Below are 20,631 nucleotides of genomic sequence, written 5' to 3'. Positions count from 1 at the left end.
AATATTTTATGTGTGCTTTAATGTTTTTTTCCAAAAAATTTGGCTCAATGGAATATTATAGTTAACTTTGTGGCGGAAATAGATAGTCGAAGACTATATAGGTATTAACTAAAGGAAAAAACAAATAATAACAATAATGATGAAAAAAATCCTAATTTTAATGTTCATCGCACTGTGCTCCGTACAGGCTAACGCTCAAGCAATGAGCGACAAGGCCGTAATTCAGTACGCAAAAAACGGTGTGAACCAAGGAAAGTCGCAAAAACAACTGTATCAAGAGCTCCTGCTCAAAGGTGTGACAAAAGACCAGATGCTGCGCATCAAGGAAGAGTATGAAAGGCAACAGGCCAAGACAAATGAAGTCCGGGCAGAGCAAAAGGCTGACACACAACGTGTGAACCCGGAAAAAAGGGACGACAGCGAAAAGGCCCAAAACAACAACATGAGAGAGGCTGCACCTGTGGGAAACATCAAGGTGTTTGGACGTGACATCTTCAACAACAGCAACCTAACCTTCGAACCAAGCCTTAACATCGCCACTCCTGTGGATTACCGCCTCGGTCCTGGCGACCAACTCGTTATCGAGGTGTGGGGAGCAAGCCAGGCAAACATCACTCAGAAAGTCACTCCTGACGGATATATCACCATTCCTGACGTCGGACCAATACAGGTAAACGGTCTCACCGTACAGGCTGCGAGCAACAAAATCCGCGCTAAACTTAGCAAGATTTACTCTGGAATGGGAACAACGAATGTTGACCTCAGCACCGACGTAAAAGTAAGCCTCGGACAGATAAGAACCATACAGGTAAACATCATGGGCGAGGTGGCACAACCAGGAACATATGCACTCTCGTCGTTCAGTACTGTATTCCACGCTCTTTACAAGGCTGGAGGTATCAGCCAGCTTGGTAGCCTCCGTAACATCAAAGTGGTACGCGGCGGAAGAACCGTGGCTACTGTTGATGTCTATGACTATATCCTCCACGGACGCTCGCATTCTGACATCCGTCTGCAAGAGGGCGACGTGATCCTGGCAAGCCCATACGACGCACTCGTACTCGTCAAGGGAAAAATAAAACGACCTATGTACTACGAGATGAAACGCACTGAGTCTATAAGAACTCTTATTGACTACGCCGGCGGTTTCACCAACGACGCATATACCAGCGCCGTCACCGTAGAACGTAATGACGAAAAAGAGCGCACCATCTGCTCGGTTGACGACATGAACTACGGAGTGTTCAAAGTTAAAGACGGAGACGTTGTCAGCGTAGGAGCAATTCTCGACCGCTACAATAACCGTATCGAGATAAAGGGCGCCGTATATCGTCCAGGATTCTACGAACTGGGCAAAGAGATAAGTACCGTGCGAGACCTTATCACAAAAGCTGACGGACTGCTTGAGGACGCATTCACCAATCGTGCCGTACTGCATCGTGAGAACCTTGACAAGACACTGGAGATTATTTCAGTCAACGTGAAAGGTGTGCTGGACGGCACCGAGCCTGACATCACCCTGCAGAGAAACGACGTACTCTTCATACCAAGCAAGTACGACCTGGAAGCTAAAGGCACAATAGAAATAAGTGGCGAGGTTTATTCACCAGGCATCTTCCCTTATGCTGAAAACACCAAACTCGAAGACCTCATCATCATGGCTGGCGGTCTGACAGAGTCTGCATCGAAGGTGCGTGTTGACATTGCCCGTCGCCTCAACGACCCACACAGCACAAAGAAACAGAAAGAGATATCGAAGATGTTCTCCTTTGCCGTGAAAGACGGATTCGTGGTAGAAGGTGACCCAGGATTCATACTCGAGCCTTATGACCAGGTATTCGTACGCCGTTCACCAGGATACACACCAAAAGTGAATGTCAGCATCACCGGAGAGGTGGAGTTTGAGGGTTCTTATGCCCTTAACGAACGTAACGAGCGACTCTCAGACCTTATCGCACATGCTGGCGGCCTTACTGGTTTCGCATATCTTAAGGGCGCACGTCTCGAGCGCCAACTGAGTGATGAAGAATATCTCCAGGCAAAGGAACTCCTCACCATGGTGGCAAGCAACAACCAAATCTCGGGCAACGACTCTATCATTATTCCTGCCGTGTCGAGAACTTACACCGTAGCCATCGACCTTGAAAAGATCATGTCAAACCCTCACTCTTCTTTAGATCCCGTACTACAGGACGGCGACGCCGTGATTATTCCTCAACTCATGACCACAGTGCAAGTAACTGGCTCTGTACGCAAGCCAAACTCAGTGGTGTATAATCCAGACATGAAGCTGAAGGATTATATCAGCGAAGCCGGTGGATATGCTGAACGCGCACGCAAGAGCGGCACCTTCATACTCTATCCTAACGGACATATCAAGGAACTGGGCAGGAACGCCAGTGCAAAAGAAATTGTCGGAGGTGCGAAGATAATCGTTCCACAAAAGGGCAGGAGCCAATGGAACCTCGGAACCACGCTCTCTTCTATAACTACATCGGTATCTATGCTCGCCGTAATCGCTTCACTCATCAACGCAACGAAATAAGGAGAAAACAATATGGACAAAAACGAAATAAAGGAAATCCTTAAGGAGATAGAAAGCGAGAAGAACAGCAACGCCAACGCCACAGCAACAGAAGAAGTCTCAGACATCGACTGGAAAGAACTACTCGGCAAGGCTTGGAAAGGCAGGAAGTTTATTATAAAAGTAACTGCCGTCTTCGCCGTCCTCGGTGTTATCGCCGCCTTGATGATGTCGAGAGCATACTGCACCACCGTCACCCTCGTACCTGAACTGGGCAAGTCAAGCACCACTTCTTCTTCTTTAAGTGGCATGCTGGGTGCATTGGGACTTGGTAACCTTCCTCAAGGTGCCACCGCCGACGCATATAACGTAATGGTTTATCCTGAGGTAGTAGCATCAACTCCATTCATTACCGACCTGTTTGACATTCGCGTCTCCGACCCAGAGAACAACATCGACACTACTCTTGTTGGCTATCTGACAAGAAAGTCGGCCGTCGGCAAAGCAATAGGTGCTGTCACAAAACCTATCATGGATATGTTTTCTTCTGACGACAAGACAGAGGAAGACGAGATATCTAAGGTAAACATCTTCCAGTTGACAAAACCACAGAACCGCCTGGTGGAGTATCTCACCAAACAAATCAGCGTGGATGTTGACAAGAAAACCGGAGAGACAACCATTCAGGTAACATTAGACAACCCGGTCGTCTCTGCCACCGTTGCTGACACAATCTGCAAAAACCTGCGTGACTATATCGTTGAATATCGTACACGTAAGGCTCGCGAGAACCTCGAGTCATACCAGAAGATTGCAGAGGAGAGCCACCAGCGTTATCTGAAAGCCACCAAGGCCTACGCATACTATCAGGATCACAACCGCGGACTTATCCTTAATGCCGTGATATCTGAAGGCCAACGCCTGCAAAACGAAGTTCAGATTAGCTCGCAGATTTATCAGCAGATGAAGGTACAGGCCGAGATGGCTCGCGGCAAGGTGATTGAAGACAAACCTGTATTTGCAGTAATCCAACCTGCAACTGTTCCTCTATTGCCATCCAATAGCCGTAGAAAGGTAGTCATGATATGGGTATTCCTCGGATTCGCCATTTCCACTGCATGGGTGCTATATGGAAAAGAATATTGGGGAAAAGGTAAGACAATATTCAACGAGATCAAAAACAACGGGTAAAGGACTTGCAATAATTGCATAACTCGTAAGGTGTCTTACAATAATTACTCATCACGCAAGACATTCTTATATACACAAAAAAGATAATCGAAGCTCGGCAATATGCTGGGCTTCGATTATTTTTCATAGTTACCTGTTCTTATGACTTCTCGATACTCCTTCCTTATGGTCGTACTCCCGCGGGAGTACTCTGGTACTCTGGGCGGAATACTGTGGTACTCAGGGCGGAGTACTGCTGTAATTCAAGGCGGAGTACTGGTATGAAGTCAATCAGTTGAAGAAGTTCCACGACAGACCGAAACGTAAAATACTGTTGTTCTGTGCGTAATGAGGTGCAAGGAACTGCATGCGACTTCCGCTGCCTGCATTGACATGGCTATACATGATGAAGAAACGGGTGTGTTTCAGATGCATGTTGGCATAAACGTCAACGAAGGGATATCCACCTAATTCCACTCTACTCTTCTCATTTTGTTGAACGGCATACTGACTGAGTTGAGGCGAATAATCTGGAGCATAATATTTGGTGAACCAAATGGCGTCGGCTCCAAAGTCAACTGCAAGCTCGCCGGCAATCTTAAACTTCAGGTATAGATTGGTAAACACATTGAAAGTAGGAACAGGAAGGACATTGCCATTGCTACAGTTCTGGTAAGTCAACACATTCTCCCAATGCAGAGGTCCGAGCTTAAAGTCTTGCATCAGCTGCGCCGTGAGGATGTTGATATTACCACCCTCCTGCAGAACAGATGCCTTCATATTTGTCACACCTGCATTACTCTTATCATAGCTCATGCCGAGGTAAGTGTAATTCTGTATCTCCTCCACTGCCACACGGAGACGGGTGTTTGTCTTACGATAGGTGAAGAGGCCTTCTATCCTCGTGCGCGTTTCCTTGCTGAGATTGTCATTATCCCACCATAAATGTTTGGAATGGTAGTGACGATGGAGGAATGTGGGATTGAGATTGTAAAAATGAGCCTTTGCCGCAAGTGTCACAGTATCGCCAAGCAGCGGGAAATTCAGGTCTGTCGAAAAATCAATCTTCAACTGTCCTGCATCCTCACCCACGAGCCATGTCTCTGCTGTGAGATTATAGTGGAAAGCATGTCCAAGCGTTTTGGTTATCTGGCCGCCAATACTTACGTTGTTCTCATTCCAGTGTCCGGCAATGGTAGTCTTGCCTCCACCATCAATGCCCACAGTGTCGGGCATGGTATATTTGCGCAGTTCGTGGGCGGCGAATATTTTCAAACCTGCCTTCATCCATTTGTTGAATCCCTCAAGCATGGCAATGGCAAAGATATTCTTCACCTGAGTGAGTTTCGTCTGATCGTAGATAGAGTCGCCCGAATAGACATTCGACACGTTGCTGTCGTAGTAAGTGTTGGCATAATATCTTTCTGGTGTCTGATATGCCTGATAGATATGGTCGTAGTTGTTGAAGTCGAGAGTATGGATAAAGCTCGTCACGGGAACATACTCTTTCTTCATCGTGGCGGCAATAGAGTCCTCAGCAGCCTTTACAGCGAGAAGACTGTCCATCTTTTCCTGACTGTCAACCTTTATTCGTGTTGTATCTGATGCGGCATCGGCTTTGACAGCCGGTTCGTCACCCGCTATACGTGCTCCATCGGGACGCCCTGTTGGAGCTTCTTTCTTGTTATCTTTTCTGCGATTCTTGTTGGAGTTTTTGTTTCCGTCGCTGTCATCTTCTTTTTGGTCTTCATTATCTTTTTTTGCCTGCTGTGCAAATTTCCTTGCCTTAATCTCTTCCTCGGTCATCTTCACATCGCGATAGAATCCCACGCTGTACCTGTGTGTAAGGAAGAGATGGATGCTATTGTTACGGTTCCAGTTCTGACTGAGCACGGTAGGCATTTCGTTAGTTGCGAAATTGTCCTCAAACACCTCTGGCTTAGTCACATATTCGTCATTGAGCAGGCCTCCGTTTTCAGCCGCCTTTCTATGGTAAGTGGAGAACATGGTATGCATTTTGTACCTGTCTCCATCATACGAGCCATAGAGCAATGCACCAAAATGCGACGTGCTTTGGTTTGCATAATATCCACGAGCATACGAATAGTTGAGATCAAAGCCAAAACCAAGTCTTTTGTTGGCATTGACCGCAAACTTTGCGTCGATATGGTCTTCGCCATTGAGTTTGTCGCCACAGTTATCGTAAATAACATTGGTAATCGGCGACAATGTATTGGTAAAGTGATATTTGTCTGGCTGAAACGTAACGTGGTCGTATGGTTGCACAAAGGCAAATTGGTCAGTCAGCGGACGGTCGATGACAATACGGTTGATACGGGGCGTGTAATTATTGCCAATAGTGTTATACTGACCATAGAGTCCAGTATTGAATATTGTGTTCATAAAGAGATGCTGCATGGTATCGGGCTTTGCCGGTGTCACGTCACCAAAACGTCTGTCGATAGTCCATACACGAAGCCCCTTGGGAATCTCTTTGTTTTTTGTGGTATCGTTATTGTGCTTGTTAAAGTTGCGGTTTGTCGTGTTGTTGTTCATCCCCATACCATTGTTGTCCAACGGATTATTCATCTGTTGGAAGCCCTGCGCATTCAATAAGAGTGAGAGGGATAATGCCGCAAGAAAACTAAAAAATCTTTTCATCTATACCTTGAATAATCTTATTGCCACTTCTGCTGTCTTGACGACCACAGCGGTACCTATGATCCATCCGCCTGTCACCACGTCGTACTTTACATACAAGACGGCTCCGACCACTGCCAATATCATAAACACGATATTCAGCACGTTTCTTATCTTGAGCATCATCCTTTCCTTGTCGGTGGTGTCGTCCGGACGGCGATGATGTAGTCTCGACTCCACCATCTCGTCTATCTGTTGATTCTTATCCATTACGATAATGTGTTAAAAAGATTGGAAAAAGAATTATTTCTTGTCATTGACCAAAGATTCGAACTTTGCGAAGAGATAGTCTTTGCGGTCGATGGTCTTGCGTCTGAACTTTCCACTTACACGCGCCAATCTCTGCTTGTCCTTTCTCAAGGCATATTCGTCGGTTATCCATTCCTCAGCCTTATATGTCTGCGGGTCGCGCTCTTCTTCATAAAGATAATGCAGGCGAATCATCTTGAGCTCCATCTCTCCGTCCTTACATCTGGCAACAAGATTATAGAAGAATCGTGTGCGGTCGAGAGCAAGTGTCGTACTCTTGAAGACAAGCCATTCCTGAAATACGCCGCAGACCTCGCCTTTCTCCTCGTTGTCTATCACCACACGGCTAAACTCCGTCTGGTTTGGTTCCTTTGTCATCTTTGTCATGTATTTCAAAGCAACTTGGTAAATCTCTTTCTTCGACTTTCCCGGGGCCTTTATCACTGTCGAAAACTCCACTTTCCCATTCACTACAGGAACTGCCCCGACAAGATATTTCTGGTCGGGATTAACATGCTCTGATTCTGTTTCCTCTTGGTTAATACGTTCCCAAGTGTTGTCTTGTGCCACTGCCGCTAAGGGCATGAGACACATTATTGCAAGTGCGATTCTTTTCATTTCTTTCCTATTATAATTTTTGCAAAGGTACTAATATTATTTATAATATGAGTAAAGCATAGGCGATATTAACACTTTTTGTGTGAATATCACTCTCCAAGCAGCGACTTTAACCTTACAATCTCGTCCCTATATTGAGCAGCCTGGATAAAGTCGAGTCGTTTGGCAGCCTCCTTCATAAGCTTTGTTGTGTTAGCGATGCTCTTCTCAAGCTGTTCGGGAGTCATGCTGCGAATAATTGGATCAGCGGCAAAGGCGCTCTCGTCAGGCCCAGAATAAGCGGTTGCGGTGTATTGTTTGCTTTTCTTTATTGCGTCCTCATCCACCACACCAGCTTCATTTCTAAGACTGCTCTTCGAATTTTTCATTATCTGCCGTGGTGTTATCCCGTTCTCTTCATTGTAATGAAGTTGTTTCATTCGGCGGCGCTGTGTCTCATCTATCGTCTCCTGCATGCTGCGCGTTATGGTGTCAGCATACATAATCACCTTACCATTGACATTACGTGCGGCACGTCCGGCTGTCTGCGTCAGACTGCGTTTACTACGCAGGAATCCTTCTTTGTCGGCATCAAGAATGGCAACAAGCGACACCTCTGGCAGGTCGAGGCCTTCACGCAACAGGTTAACACCAACGAGCACGTCATACACGCCCGCCCTAAGATCTTCAAGAATCTTTACACGGTCGAGCGTTGCCACATCACTATGTATGTATGCTGTCTGTATTCCATGATCAAGGAGATACTCGGTGAGTTCTTCTGCCATACGCTTTGTCAGCGTGGTGACAAGCACGCGCTCCTTACGTTCGCGTCGAGTAAGTATCTCGTCTGTGAGATCGTCAATTTGATTTTCGCTCTTTCTCACGTCAATCTCTGGATCGAGCAATCCAGTAGGCCGGATTACCTGTTCCACTACTACTCCCTCTGTCTCAGCAAGTTCAAAGTCAGCTGGTGTGGCAGATACATAAATCACCTGATGGGTCATATCCTGAAACTCGTCGAACGTCAGCGGACGGTTGTCAAAGGCGGCAGGCAACCTGAATCCATATTCCACAAGGTTGCGTTTTCTTGCCTTATCGCCACCATACATGGCATTTACTTGTGGCACTGTGACATGGCTCTCGTCAATCACCATTAGGTAGTCATCGGGGAAGAAATCAAGAAGACAGTAAGGTCGTTCTCCAGCCTTCCTTCCATCGAAATATCTTGAATAATTTTCTATTCCAGAGCAATGTCCCAATTCTTTTATCATCTCCATATCATACTCTACACGCTCCTTTATACGATCAGCTTTTATCGGATCACCCATGTTTTGGAAATAAGCAATCTGATCAATAAGGTCGTCCTGTATCTGTCGGATAGCTACGTTGGTCTGCTCTTGTGTTGTCATAAACAGATTGGCTGGATAGATCTTGTACTCCTCAAACTGCGCCATGCGTGCCATGGTCATGGCATCGAGTTCTTCAATGGCATCGATCTCGTCGTCCCAGAATATGATTCTCACTATGGTCTCGCTGTATGCAGGAGCAATATCCACGACATCTCCTTTCACACGAAACATACCTCGTGAGAGTTCTATATCGTTTCGTGTATATAGAGCCTGTACCAGTTTTCTTAGAAGCATGTTACGGTCAATTACTTGCCCGCGTCTTAGTTCGATGACATTTTCTGTCAGGGCAATAGGACTTCCCATACCATATATACAACTCACCGACGAGATCACCACTACGTCTTTCCTTCCCGAGAGCAACGACGATACGGCTCTGAGTCGCAGACGGTCAATCTCCTCGTTGATAGCAAGATCTTTCTCTATATAAGTGTCGCTTGCCGGCAGATACGCCTCTGGTTGGTAGTAGTCATAATAGCTCACATAATACTCTACGGCGTTCTCAGGAAAGAAACCGCGCATCTCCTCATACAACTGTGCGGCAAGAGTCTTGTTGTGGCTGATGATAAGCGTCGGACGATCGATATTGGAAATGACGTTAGCCACGGTAAACGTCTTTCCTGAACCAGTGACGCCAAGCAGCACCTGTGCTTTGTCGCCACGTTTTATGCCCTCAGTCAACTCACGGATGGCCTCTGGTTGGTCACCCGTAGGGCGGTATTTTGATGTCAGTTTATATTTGCTCATAACTTAAATCTTCTACAAAATTACACATTTTCGCCGTAATAAACGTTATAAATACCGACTTTTTTATAAAAAACGTCTTTTTTACTTTGAAATATGGAGGAAAATGACTAATTTTGCACGCTCAAAAGAATAAAAATGAAGAAATACGCATTTATCATACCAATAATATGCATCACCTTGCTCAGTAGCTGTGCGGCTGAGTTTAATCGTGTGTATAAATCTAACGACATCGACTACAAGTACGAATTTGCCAAGGAGTGCTTTGCTAATGGCAAGTTCAACCAGGCCGTAGTGTTGCTCCAGGAACTTGTCACCATACAGAAAGGAACCGATAAGGCCCAGGAATGTCTCTACATGCTTGGCATGGCTGAATACTGCGACCGCGACTATGAGAGCGCTTCACAGACCTTCAAAAAATATTTCACCTCTTACCCAAAGGGCATCTTCGCTGAACAGGCTTGTTTCTATATCGGTCAATCGCTCTACCAGTCAACGCCAGAACCCCGCCTCGACCAGACTGCCACAGTGGGCGCTATCAATGCCTACCAAGAGTTTATCGATTATTTCCCCGAATCTTCATACAAGGAGCGTGCCCAAAAGCGCATGTACGAACTGCAGGACAAGCTCATCCTCAAGGAATATCTCTCTGCCAAGCTTTATTACAACCTTGGCGACTATTTCGGCAACTGCCTCTATGGGGGCTCAAACTACGAGGCTTGTATCGTAACATCTGAAAACACGCTCAAGACATATCCTTTCACAAGCATGCGCGAGGACTTCGCTATTCTCATCCTTAAAAGCAAGTTTGAACTCGCCCAAAGGAGTGTCGAGGAGAAGCGCATCGATCGTTACCGCGAGGCAGAAGATGAATGTTACGCATTCATCAATGAATTCCCAGAAAGCAACGAAAGGCCAACGGCCGAGAAGTATCTCGAGAAATGCAAGAAGGTGACTGGCGACTAATCACTTATATCATTAGAGGAAACAACAGATATTAAACATCACATAATATACAAAGGACAATGGATTACAAAAAATCAAAGGCTCCGGTAAACACCGTGACCCGAAACATTATGGATCTCTGCAAAGACACAGGCAACATCTACGAAAGCGTGGCTATCATCTCTAAGCGCGCAAATCAGATCTCTGTGCAGATAAAAGACGACCTCAGCAAGAAACTTGCAGAATTCGCCTCTTACAACGACAGCCTTGAAGAAGTGTTCGAAAACCGTGAGCAGATAGAGATATCACGTTACTACGAGAAACTTCCCAAGCCTTCCCTTCTCGCCACCCAGGAATTTGTTGAAAATAAGGTTTACTGGCGCGACCAACAGAAGGATTCACAAAACTTCAATTAAGAAACACGAATGATACAGCGTAAACAGACATTGTTCATGCTCGTGGCGGTGGTGCTGTCTATTCTATGCCTCTCGCTTCCTATAGGAACATTCATGAACGAGGGGATGCGGGTAGCTACAGAATACAACCTTTGGCTCTACACCATGCAGGGCACAAGACAGTTTACCACTTGCCCGCTATTCGTCATCTTGCTACTCTCGACGATTCTCGGAATCTACACGATCTTCGCTTATCACAACAGGGTTATACAAGCAAGACTGTGTACGTTCAACATGTTGCTCATCGTGGGATGGTACATCCTCTTTACCGTGTTCAGCCAGATACTGGGCGGAAAAGGTGTGGAATTCCAGATGGAGATAGGTTCCGGAGCACCTGCCTTCGCCATCGCAATGTATTTCCTTGCGTATAAAGCTATATGGGCGGACGAGAAACTCGTCAGAGCTGCTGACAGAATTAGATAACAAAAGAAAGAGAAATGGAATAAATGGAAAGTCGCAACAGATAATAAGAGTCAAGTTGCGGCTTTTTCATTTAACGAACTTCACTCCTAAATTACTCATCATCAAAATCATTCACATCATGCTATCACTACTGCTTACTGTCTTCACTATTGTAGAACTCAACTGCGAAAACCTCTTCAACTGCTACCATGATTCGCTGAAAAACGACCTCGAATTTACTCCTGGAGGAAAACGCATGTGGACATCAGGCAAATACTACAAAAAACTAAACAACATTGCCAAGACGCTCATCAGTTGTACAGATGAGAGAATCCCCGACCTCATGGCTCTATGCGAAGTGGAAAACGACAGTGTGATGATTCACCTTAAACGACGCACACCATTAAAGGACCTGCCTTACGACTATCTCATGACACACTCAAGAGACGAACGCGGTATCGACGTAGCGCTGATTTACAACACTCTCACGTTCCGTCCACTCGCAAAACAAGACATACCTATAAAAGGCGACTTCGAACAGCACGTCCCGCGAGACATCCTCTATGTTAAAGGCATAAAAACCGGAGGTGACACTTTACACGTTTTCGTCCTACACGCACCAAGCAGGATAAACGGTGATGAGGCTTCTGTAAGAAGAATGGCTACGACAAATACTCTCACCGCTGTCATCGATTCTATATACTCAGCAGACAAAAACCCAAAAATAGTTGTTACAGGCGACTTTAACGCCTCAGCAGAAGAAGCTCCACTGAAAGAGATTGAACGACACGGAATGTACAATATCACACGAGAAGCAAAGGGCTGCAACGGAGCGAAAGGCTCATACTGCTACAAAGGCTTTTGGGAGACCATAGACAACTTCTTTATCAGCAACAGCATCAACCTCACCACCACAAAATGCCGCATCCATGACCCAGAATTTCTCCTCATAGAAGACAAACGATATCGCGACATAAAACCACGACGATCGTTCGTGGGACTGCGTTTTGACCCAGACGGAGTCAGCGACCACCTTCCTGTGGTTCTCTCCTTTGAGTAAGCTAATAATCAAGGTAAAACTATCGTTCTCAATGGAAGAACGTTCCTGGTCACTACTGTATTTCAATAAGAAAAATACATCTCTTTAAGAAATAAAATACTATTTTTCTTGCAAGAGTAAAAAAATTGCTGTAAATTTGCACCCAATTTGAAAACATCATATATAATATAAATATGTGTGGAATTGTAGGCTATATTGGACACAAAGACGCATTCCCAATCCTGATAAAAGGTTTGAGAAGACTTGAGTATCGAGGCTACGACAGCGCAGGAGTAGCACTGGTGAACGACGATGGAGAACTGAACGTTTATAAAACAAAAGGTAAAGTTGACGACCTCGTCAACTACTGCAGTGACAAAAACGTATCAGGAGTGGTGGGTATCGCTCATACACGATGGGCTACACACGGCGAACCGTCGTCACTCAACGCCCACCCACACTATTCACGGTCGAAAAACCTCGCCATCATCCATAATGGCATCATCGAGAACTATTCCCAACTAAGAAGCCATCTTCAAGCCAAAGGAATAAGATTCGTCTCAGACACCGACACGGAAGTCCTTGTACAACTTATTGAATATATACAGGAAAAGAAAAACATAGATTTGCTCACCGCCGTACAGCTCGCCCTCCACGAGGCCATAGGAGCATACGCCATCGCAATCCTCGACTATAGGCATCCTGACACTTTGATAGCGGCACGAAACCAAAGCCCTCTCGTAGTAGGCATCGGAAACGATGAATACTTCATCGCATCTGACGCCAGCCCCATTGTGGAATATACCGACAAAGTAGTGTATCTCGAAGACGGGAACATAGCTGTCATAAAGCAGGGTAAGGAACTCGAGATCGTCAACAACCACAACCGTAAGATCCATCCCGAAATACAGACCGTGGATATCAACCTCGGACAGATAGAAAAAGGCGGATATCCTCACTTCATGCTCAAGGAAATATTCGAACAGCCAGAGTGTATCACCAACTGTATGCGAGGACGAGTCAATATCGACACTGACAACGTGGTACTAAGTGCCGTCATCGACTATAAAAAGCAACTGCTCAACGCCAAGCGATTTATCATCGTGGCATGTGGCACTTCGTGGCATGCAGGACTAATAGGCAAACAGATAATAGAAAACTATTGCCGCATACCTGTTGAAGTGGAATATGCATCTGAATTCAGATACCGCAACCCTGTCATCACAAAAGACGACGTGGTAATAGCAATATCGCAGTCGGGCGAGACAGCCGACACGCTCGCAGCCGTGAAACTGGCAAAGAAAAATGGAGCCTTCATCTATGGTATATGTAATGCCATAGGATCAAGCATTCCAAGAGCAACTGAGACAGGAAGCTATATACATGTGGGACCCGAGATTGGAGTGGCTTCAACAAAGGCGTTTACAGGACAAGTGACAGTATTGTCGATGTTAGCACTTGCACTCGCTAAGGAACTCGGCACCATCAGCAACGAGGATTATCTTAACATTGTAAAGGAGATGCATGCCATCCCCGACAAGATGCGCAAAGTGCTACAACTCAACCAACGCATCGCCGACCTCAGCCGCACATTCACATACGCCCACGACTTTCTCTTTCTGGGACGCGGCTACAGCTACCCTGTAGCACTCGAAGGAGCTCTGAAACTGAAAGAGATTAGTTACATCCATGCCGAAGGATATCCTGCTGCGGAGATGAAACACGGGCCAATAGCACTCATAGACTCAGACATGCCGGTGGTAGTCATAGCCACACACAACGCAATGTACGAAAAAGTGCTCAGTAATATCCAGGAAGTCAAGGCAAGGAAAGGAAAAGTCATTGCCATCGTCAACGAAGGTGACGACACCATTAGCCGCATCGCCGACGAGGTTATTGAGATGCCAGCCACCATTGAGTGTCTCGAACCGCTCATAGCCACTATTCCTCTTCAGCTATTGGCTTATCATATCGCCGTATGCAAGGGAAAAGATGTTGACCAACCACGAAACCTTGCCAAATCGGTGACAGTAGAATAAGCAAGACCACAAGACTATACAAAAACAAAACATAGAACATAACAGATAAATACTACACAAGAATGGAGCAGTTAAAACACGAATGCGGTGTGGCAATGATAAGACTTCTGAAGCCACTCGACTACTACCAGCGGAAATACGGTACATGGATGTACGGCTTGAACAAACTCTATCTAATGATGGAAAAGCAACACAACCGCGGACAGGAAGGCGCCGGCATGGCATGCGTCAAACTCGACACCATGCCTGGCAATGAATACATGTTTCGAGAAAAAGCAGAAGGGGCAAACGCCATCACCGAGATTTTCAAAAACGCCCAAAAGGGTTTCGCCGCTCTCACTCCTACACAGATAGCCGACCCCATGTATGCAAAGGACAACCTCGCTTTTGCAGGCGAGATATACATGGGTCATCTAAGATATTCCACCACAGGAAAAAGCGGACTGAAATACGTACACCCATTCCTGCGCAGAAACAATTGGAAAGCGAAGAATTTATGTCTCTGCGGAAATTTCAACATGACAAATATCGATGAGATATTCGACAAGATTACCGCCATGGGACAATGCCCACGAATCTATTCCGACAGTTATATTATGCTCGAATGGATGGGACACAGGCTCGACAGAGAGGTTGAACGAAACTTCGACTATGCAAAGGAACTTGGACTGTCCGGAACAGACATCACTGATTATATTGATAAAAACGTCAATATGAGCAATGTGCTGAAAACCACAATGCCAGACTTTGATGGTGGCTATGTAGTGTGCGGCCTTACCGGCAGTGGAGAGATGTTCTCCATGCGCGACCCGTGGGGAATACGCCCTGCATTCTACTTCATCAACGACGAGATTGCCGTCCTGGCAAGCGAACGCCCAGTGTTGCAGACCACTTTCGACCTTGAATGCGACGACATCAAAGAGCTACAACCTGGACATGCCCTGATCGTAAACAAAGACGGAAACGCAAGAATAGAAAAGATTCTTGACCAGCGAGGTGATGCGGCCTGCTCTTTCGAACGCATTTATTTCAGCCGAGGCTCCGACCGTGACATTTACCAAGAACGCAAAATGCTTGGCGAACTACTCACACCTCAGATCCTCAAGGCTGTGAATTATGACGTTGACCATACCGTGTTCTCTTTCATTCCCAACACAGCCGAAGTAGCCTATTACGGTATGCTCCGCGGATTCAAGGAATATCTTAATGAAGAAAAGATAAAAGAGATAGAAAGCTTAGGTCACTACCCTTCTCACGACGAACTTAAGGCCATACTCAACAAATATGTACGTTCAGAAAAAGTTGCATGGAAAGATATTAAACTTCGTACATTTATCACTGAAGGAAATTCGCGCAACGACCTTGCCTCCCACGTCTATGACGTAACCTACGAAGTGCTCGAGCCTGGGATAGACAACCTCGTCATTATAGACGACAGTATCGTACGCGGTACCACCTTACGCGAGAGTATAATAAAGATTCTCGACCGTCTCCACCCTAAAAAGATTATCCTCGTCAGTTCGGCACCACAGATACGCTACCCTGACTACTATGGTATCGACATGGCACGCCTCGAGGAATTTATAGCATTCCGCGCATGTATCGAACTGCTCAAAGAACGTGGAATGCACCCGCTCATAGACGAGATATACCATCGTTGTCTTGCCGAAATGAAAAAGCCCAAAAGCGACATGCAATGCTGTGTCAAGGCCTTATACAAGCCTTTCACCGTCAACGAGCTAAATAATAAAATGGTGGAAATGTTACGTCCTAACGGCGTCACGACTCCAATTGAGATCGTTTTTCAGAGCATAGAAGGTCTGCACAAAGCTATACCTAATCACCACGGCGACTGGTATTTCACAGGCGACTACCCCACTCCAGGCGGCATGAAACTCGTCAACCAGGCTTTCATCAACTATATAGAAAAGGTTTACCAATTTCAAAAGAAGTTTTAATATACAACATATATGAAAAATGTAACATTAGTCCTCGAAGACGGAACGAAATTCCATGGAAAATCGTTCGGATACGACGCGCCAGTAGCAGGAGAGGTAGTTTTCAATACGGCCATGATGGGATATCCAGAAAGCCTCACCGACCCCTCTTACGCTGGACAGCTTATGACTCTCACCTATCCTCTGGTAGGAAACTACGGAGTGCCACCATTCTCTGTAGAAAGCGACGGAATCGCCACCTTTATGGAGAGTGACAGAATCTATGCCTCTGCCATCATCGTGGCTGACTATAGCGAACAGTATTCTCATTGGAACGCCGTGGAGAGCCTCGCCGATTGGCTTAAGCGCGAACATGTGCCAGGCATAACAGGAATCGACACTCGACAACTCACTAAGGTACTCAGAGAACATGGAGTGATGATGGGTAAGATTATCTTCGACGACGAGCCTGACAATATCCCCGAAGCTGAATATGAGGGTGTCAACTGGGTTGACCGCGTCAGCTGCAAGGACATCATAAGATATAACGAGGGTGCGGGAAAGAAGGTAATACTCGTCGATTGCGGCGTGAAAAACAATATCATCAGATGTCTCGTCAACAGAGGAGTGGAAGTGATACGAGTGCCTTGGAACTACGACTACACAACAATGGAATTCGACGGTCTGTTTCTCGGTAATGGACCTGGCGACCCGGACATGTGCGAGGACGCAGTCAACATCATTCGCAAGCAGATGTCTCAAAGCCGCAAGCCCATATGCGGCATCTGCATGGGAAACCAACTGCTCGCAAAAGCTGGAGGCGCAACGATATACAAGCTAAAATACGGCCACCGTTCACACAACCAGCCTGTGCGCGAGGTGGGCACTAACCGCTGCTACGTAACAAGCCAGAACCATGGTTATGCTGTTGACGCAAAGACATTGGGCAACGACTGGCGAGAACTATTCATAAATATGAACGACGGCTCTAATGAAGGCGTCTGCCACAAAGAGAATCCCTGGTTCACCAGTCAGTTCCATCCAGAGGCATGCTCAGGTCCTGTGGATACCGAGTTTATGTTCGATCGTTTTATTAAGACATTAGAATAATGAAAGACAACAATATAAAGAAAGTACTGCTCCTCGGTTCTGGAGCATTGAAAATAGGTGAGGCAGGCGAGTTCGACTACTCGGGTTCACAAGCCTTGAAGGCGCTGAGGGAAGAGGGCGTCAAAACCGTACTCATCAACCCAAACATCGCCACCGTACAGACATCAGAAGGTGTGGCTGATCAGATATACTTCCTCCCCGTACAGCCATATTTCGTGGAGAAGGTCATCGCCAAGGAACGTCCTGACGGAATCCTCCTCGCTTTCGGAGGACAGACCGCACTCAACTGCGGTGTGGAGCTTTATCGAAATGGCATATTGGAGAAATATGGTGTACGCGTACTCGGTACACCAGTTCAAGCCATAATGGACACCGAGGACCGAGAACTCTTTGTTGAGAAACTCAATGAGATCAACGTGAAAACCATTAAAAGCGAGGCTTGCGAGACCATCGAGGAGGCAAGACGAGCAGCTGCCGACTTGGGCTATCCCGTCATCCTACGCGCCGCCTATGCCCTCGGCGGCCTTGGCTCAGGCTTCTGCGACAACGAAGAAGAACTCGACAAACTTGCTGAAAAAGCTTTCTCTTTCTCTCCTCAGGTTCTCGTAGAGAAGAGCCTCAAAGGATGGAAGGAGATTGAATACGAAGTCGTTCGCGACAAATACGACAACTGCATCACCGTATGCAACATGGAAAACTTCGACCCTCTTGGTATTCATACTGGCGAAAGCATTGTTATTGCCCCTTCACAGACACTCACCAATAACGAATACCATAAGCTACGCGCACTATCGATAAAGATCGTGCGACATATTGGCATCGTCGGCGAATGTAACGTACAGTATGCCTTTGACCCTCAAAGCGAAGATTACCGAGTCATAGAGGTCAACGCCCGCCTGAGTCGCTCATCGGCATTGGCATCAAAGGCAACAGGCTATCCTTTGGCCTTCGTGGCAGCAAAACTCGGTATGGGCTACGGACTCTTTGAACTGAAAAACTCAGTCACCAAGACCACCAGTGCATTCTTCGAGCCCGCCCTCGACTATGTGGTTTGCAAGATTCCCCGCTGGGATCTCTCTAAGTTCCGCGGCGTTGACAAAGAACTGGGCTCGTCTATGAAGTCCGTGGGCGAGGTAATGGCGATAGGACGCAACTTTGAAGAGGCTATCCAGAAGGGACTGCGTATGATTGGCCAAGGCATGCATGGATTTGTGGAAAACAAGGAGTTGGAGATACCCGACATTGACGCTGCCCTCCGCGAGCCTACTGACAAACGCGTGTTTATCATCTCTAAAGCCATGCACAAAGGTTACACCATTGACCAGATACATGACCTCACGAAGATAGACAAATGGTTCCTCGAAAAACTAAAGCACATCATCGACATCGACGAGCAGATGAAGGCAATAGGCAATATCAACAACCTAAGCAAGGAATTGCTCAGAGAAGCAAAGGTTTATGGATTCACTGACTTCCAGATAGCCCGTGCCGTAGGTCTTGAAAACGAAATACAAGGCATGGCAAAAGCAAGTCTCGTCGTGAGAAACTTACGCAAGAACTATGGCATCGTTCCTGTGGTGAAGCAGATAGATACTCTGGCGGCTGAATATCCTGCACAGACTAACTATCTCTACGTAACCTACGCAGGAGTGGCAAGCGACATAAAGTTCGAGAATGACAAGCGTTCCATCATCGTTCTCGGTTCTGGAGCATACCGCATTGGCTCTTCGGTTGAGTTCGACTGGTGTGGTGTACAAGCACTGAATACAATCCGCAAAGAAGGTTACCGCTCGGTAATGATAAACTACAACCCTGAGACCGTATCTACCGACTATGACATGTGCGACCGTCTCTACTTCGACGAGCTTACATTCGAGCGTGTTATGGACATCATCGAGCTTGAGAATCCGCACGGCGTCATCGTATCTACCGGCGGACAGATACCGAACAATCTTGCCATGCGCCTTGACGCCCAGAACGTTCCTATCTTAGGTACCTCTGCACGCGATATCGACAATGCAGAAGACCGCGCCCAATTCTCATCAATGCTCTCTCGCAACGGCATCGACCAGCCAGCATGGAGTGCTCTTACATCAATGGACGATATCAACAAGTTTATCGACGAAGTGGGCTTCCCAGTCCTCGTTCGTCCGTCATACGTCCTCTCGGGAGCAGCCATGAACGTTTGCTCTAATCAGGAAGAGCTTGAGAAGTTCCTCAAACTCGCTGCAAACGTCAGCGAGGACCACCCAGTGGTAGTAAGCCAATTTATAGAACATGCCAAAGAGGTGGAAATGGATGCCGTGGCACGCAATGGAGAAATAATCGCTTACGCAATATCTGAGCACATTGAGTTTGCCGGTGTCCACTCTGGTGACGCCACCATCCAGTTCCCTCCACAGAAACTCTACTGTGAGACCGTACGCCGCATAAAGCGTGTCAGCAAAAAGATTGCAGAAGAACTGCATATCTCTGGTCCGTTCAACATCCAATTCCTTGCCCGCGACAACGACATCAAGGTCATCGAGTGTAACCTACGCGCATCACGCTCGTTCCCCTTTGTTAGCAAGGTGCTAAAGATAAACCTCATAGAACTTGCAACAAAAGTGATGCTTGGACTGCCTGTTGAGAAACCTCATAAGAATCTCTTCGACCTCGACTATGTGGGTATCAAGGCAAGCCAGTTCTCATTCAACCGTCTGCAAAAGGCAGACCCAGTACTGGGCGTTGATATGGCTTCAACCGGCGAAGTGGGTTGTCTCGGCGACAATACCGCCACGGCTCTTCTCAAGTCGATGCTATCTGTAGGTCATCGCATACCAGAGAAAAATATCCTTCTCTCCACAGGTAGCGCCAAGCAAAAAGCCGAAATGTTAGACGCCGCACGCATGCTTGTCAGTCATGGTTATAAATTGTATGCCACAGGAGGCACATCGCGTTATCTCACAGAAAATGGCATCTCCAATAGCCTCGTCTATTGGCCATCAGAGAAAGGTACACCGCAAGCCATTGACATGCTCCATAACCACGAGATCGACATGGTAGTCAACATCCCAAAGGATCTCACCGTAAGCGAGCTCGACAATGGATACAAAATACGTCGCGCAGCCATCGACCTCAACGTACCGCTCATCACCAACAGCCGCCTTGCATCAGCCTTCATACAAGCATTCTGCACCGTAGGTCTCGAAGGTATCGGCATAAAGAGCTGGGAAGAGTATAAGTAGCAGATGGCTTATTTCTTAAATTATGCAAAAAACATTGTTCAAATAAAAAAAAAGTCGTATATTTGCAGCAATTTAAGCATAATATAA

General features: G+C 46.5%; 14 protein-coding genes. 10 read left to right on the top strand and 4 right to left on the bottom strand.

The window, feature by feature from the left end:
- Positions 1-136: 136 nt before the first annotated feature.
- Positions 137-2,545: an SLBB domain-containing protein gene (locus tag CIK99_RS13935; RefSeq protein WP_094382103.1), complete on the top strand. Its 2,409-nt coding sequence runs from the start codon at positions 137-139 to the stop codon at positions 2,543-2,545.
- 12 nt (positions 2,546-2,557) lie between these two features.
- Positions 2,558-3,715, top strand: coding sequence for a Wzz/FepE/Etk N-terminal domain-containing protein (locus CIK99_RS13930; RefSeq protein ID WP_094382102.1), 1,158 nt, complete (start codon positions 2,558-2,560; stop codon positions 3,713-3,715).
- A 270-nt stretch (positions 3,716-3,985) separates the two neighbouring features.
- On the opposite strand, the gene CIK99_RS13925 is transcribed toward CIK99_RS13930, so the two are convergent.
- The 4 genes from CIK99_RS13925 to uvrB all read right to left on the bottom strand — a co-directional run bounded on the left by CIK99_RS13925 (position 3,986) and on the right by uvrB (position 9,393).
- Complete coding sequence (locus CIK99_RS13925) at positions 3,986-6,355, bottom strand: putative porin (RefSeq protein WP_094382101.1); 2,370 nt, start codon at positions 6,353-6,355, stop codon at positions 3,986-3,988.
- On the bottom strand, positions 6,356-6,604 hold the full coding sequence (locus CIK99_RS13920) for a hypothetical protein (protein ID WP_094382100.1): 249 nt from the start codon (positions 6,602-6,604) through the stop codon (positions 6,356-6,358).
- A 33-nt stretch (positions 6,605-6,637) separates the two neighbouring features.
- Positions 6,638-7,261 (bottom strand): DUF4468 domain-containing protein, encoded by a 624-nt coding sequence (locus CIK99_RS13915; RefSeq protein WP_094382099.1) that lies wholly within the window; start codon positions 7,259-7,261, stop codon positions 6,638-6,640.
- Positions 7,262-7,350: 89 nt separating this feature from the next.
- Positions 7,351-9,393 (bottom strand): excinuclease ABC subunit UvrB, encoded by a 2,043-nt coding sequence (gene uvrB, locus CIK99_RS13910; protein WP_094382098.1) that lies wholly within the window; start codon positions 9,391-9,393, stop codon positions 7,351-7,353.
- A 135-nt stretch (positions 9,394-9,528) separates the two neighbouring features.
- Here uvrB and CIK99_RS13905 point away from each other — a divergent pair, with 135 nt between their 5' ends.
- From CIK99_RS13905 to carB, 8 genes are all read left to right on the top strand, one after another.
- Complete coding sequence (locus CIK99_RS13905; RefSeq protein WP_094382097.1) at positions 9,529-10,356, top strand: outer membrane protein assembly factor BamD; 828 nt, start codon at positions 9,529-9,531, stop codon at positions 10,354-10,356.
- Positions 10,357-10,415: 59 nt separating this feature from the next.
- Entirely contained in the window at positions 10,416-10,751 is a 336-nt protein-coding gene (locus CIK99_RS13900) for a DNA-directed RNA polymerase subunit omega (RefSeq protein ID WP_094382096.1), read from the top strand.
- 9 nt (positions 10,752-10,760) lie between these two features.
- Positions 10,761-11,213, top strand: coding sequence for a DUF4293 domain-containing protein (locus CIK99_RS13895; RefSeq protein ID WP_094382095.1), 453 nt, complete (start codon positions 10,761-10,763; stop codon positions 11,211-11,213).
- Positions 11,214-11,331: 118 nt separating this feature from the next.
- The gene (locus CIK99_RS13890; RefSeq protein ID WP_254047822.1) at positions 11,332-12,252 is read left to right on the top strand and encodes an endonuclease/exonuclease/phosphatase family protein; all 921 of its coding nucleotides are present in this window, start codon (positions 11,332-11,334) and stop codon (positions 12,250-12,252) included.
- 173 nt (positions 12,253-12,425) lie between these two features.
- Positions 12,426-14,270, top strand: coding sequence for a glutamine--fructose-6-phosphate transaminase (isomerizing) (gene glmS, locus CIK99_RS13885; protein WP_094382094.1), 1,845 nt, complete (start codon positions 12,426-12,428; stop codon positions 14,268-14,270).
- Between the two features lie 62 nt (positions 14,271-14,332).
- Positions 14,333-16,228 (top strand): amidophosphoribosyltransferase, encoded by a 1,896-nt coding sequence (locus CIK99_RS13880; protein ID WP_094382093.1) that lies wholly within the window; start codon positions 14,333-14,335, stop codon positions 16,226-16,228.
- A gap of 12 nt (positions 16,229-16,240) precedes the next feature.
- The gene (gene carA / locus CIK99_RS13875) at positions 16,241-17,317 is read left to right on the top strand and encodes a glutamine-hydrolyzing carbamoyl-phosphate synthase small subunit (RefSeq protein ID WP_094382092.1); all 1,077 of its coding nucleotides are present in this window, start codon (positions 16,241-16,243) and stop codon (positions 17,315-17,317) included.
- Positions 17,317-20,544 carry a carbamoyl-phosphate synthase (glutamine-hydrolyzing) large subunit gene (gene carB, locus CIK99_RS13870; protein WP_094382091.1) on the top strand — a complete coding sequence of 1,076 codons (3,228 nt, stop codon included), beginning with the start codon at positions 17,317-17,319 and terminating at the stop codon, positions 20,542-20,544. The genes carA and carB overlap by 1 nt, the downstream gene beginning before the upstream one ends.
- Positions 20,545-20,631 lie beyond the last annotated feature (87 nt).

This window comes from Prevotella sp. P5-92 (assembly GCF_002251245.1).
In the GTDB taxonomy this organism is placed as follows: domain Bacteria; phylum Bacteroidota; class Bacteroidia; order Bacteroidales; family Bacteroidaceae; genus Prevotella.
The sequence above is the reverse complement of the archived record's forward strand: the minus strand, read 5'-3'. Positions and strand labels throughout refer to the sequence as shown.

What these genes read in the sequence shown, in the direction of transcription:
- CIK99_RS13935 (WP_094382103.1), top strand. Translation starts at nt 137, where the DNA reads ATGATGAAAAAAATCCTAATTTTAATGTTCATCGCACTGTGCTCCGTA.
- CIK99_RS13930 (WP_094382102.1), top strand. Translation starts at nt 2,558, where the DNA reads ATGGACAAAAACGAAATAAAGGAAATCCTTAAGGAGATAGAAAGCGAG.
- CIK99_RS13925 (WP_094382101.1), bottom strand. Translation starts at nt 6,355, where the DNA reads ATGAAAAGATTTTTTAGTTTTCTTGCGGCATTATCCCTCTCACTCTTA.
- CIK99_RS13920 (WP_094382100.1), bottom strand. Translation starts at nt 6,604, where the DNA reads ATGGATAAGAATCAACAGATAGACGAGATGGTGGAGTCGAGACTACAT.
- CIK99_RS13915 (WP_094382099.1), bottom strand. Translation starts at nt 7,261, where the DNA reads ATGAAAAGAATCGCACTTGCAATAATGTGTCTCATGCCCTTAGCGGCA.
- uvrB (WP_094382098.1), bottom strand. Translation starts at nt 9,393, where the DNA reads ATGAGCAAATATAAACTGACATCAAAATACCGCCCTACGGGTGACCAA.
- CIK99_RS13905 (WP_094382097.1), top strand. Translation starts at nt 9,529, where the DNA reads ATGAAGAAATACGCATTTATCATACCAATAATATGCATCACCTTGCTC.
- CIK99_RS13900 (WP_094382096.1), top strand. Translation starts at nt 10,416, where the DNA reads ATGGATTACAAAAAATCAAAGGCTCCGGTAAACACCGTGACCCGAAAC.
- CIK99_RS13895 (WP_094382095.1), top strand. Translation starts at nt 10,761, where the DNA reads ATGATACAGCGTAAACAGACATTGTTCATGCTCGTGGCGGTGGTGCTG.
- CIK99_RS13890 (WP_254047822.1), top strand. Translation starts at nt 11,332, where the DNA reads ATGCTATCACTACTGCTTACTGTCTTCACTATTGTAGAACTCAACTGC.
- glmS (WP_094382094.1), top strand. Translation starts at nt 12,426, where the DNA reads ATGTGTGGAATTGTAGGCTATATTGGACACAAAGACGCATTCCCAATC.
- CIK99_RS13880 (WP_094382093.1), top strand. Translation starts at nt 14,333, where the DNA reads ATGGAGCAGTTAAAACACGAATGCGGTGTGGCAATGATAAGACTTCTG.
- carA (WP_094382092.1), top strand. Translation starts at nt 16,241, where the DNA reads ATGAAAAATGTAACATTAGTCCTCGAAGACGGAACGAAATTCCATGGA.
- carB (WP_094382091.1), top strand. Translation starts at nt 17,317, where the DNA reads ATGAAAGACAACAATATAAAGAAAGTACTGCTCCTCGGTTCTGGAGCA.